This window comes from Ferrovum myxofaciens, from assembly GCF_000735045.1.
Classification (GTDB): domain Bacteria; phylum Pseudomonadota; class Gammaproteobacteria; order Burkholderiales; family Ferrovaceae; genus Ferrovum; species Ferrovum myxofaciens.
In genome coordinates, this window is sequence record NZ_JPOQ01000300.1 from 1 (window position 1) to 478 (window position 478).

The window sequence follows — 478 nt, forward strand, 5'->3', positions numbered from 1 at the left end:
GCAAAAATCAACGAGTTAAATCCAATCGCGTGGTTATGAGCGAAAATCTGCCCAGGCCGGTTTTGGAGGTCTATACGCGCCGCCCGACCATGGCCGGGTACACACGGCTCAGAACCTGGACAAGCGGCCCGTACGCACCCATACGCGGCCTGTACGGGCAAGGGTTGTGTTCTGGAACCGGGTACTGCATCAACGATCTGCACCGGGCCGCTGGGGGGGAGGCGCGGCACAGGCCCGCGAACTGGCTCCAGTCCCAGTCCGCGAAGGAACTGGTCGCAGAACTGGAAAATTCCGATGATGGAATTCCATCATCGGAGCAAAATCAATCAGTTAGCGTAACAAAAGGCGGTGTCTAGGCCAAGGGCTCGATCTGGGCATCTAAATTCTTTCTCCGGCTGCGTTCTGCAAGAACGTGTAGCAAAAATCAACGAGTTAAATCCAATCGCGTGGTTATGAGCGAAAATCTGCCCAGGCCGGT

At 55.9% G+C, this 478-nt stretch carries 1 protein-coding gene; it reads left to right on the top strand.

The window, feature by feature from the left end; genetic code table 11:
* On the top strand, window positions 1–356 hold a 356-nt coding region (locus IV91_RS16165), incomplete at its 5' end, for a KilA-N domain-containing protein (protein WP_035418407.1).
* Window positions 357–478 lie beyond the last annotated feature (122 nt).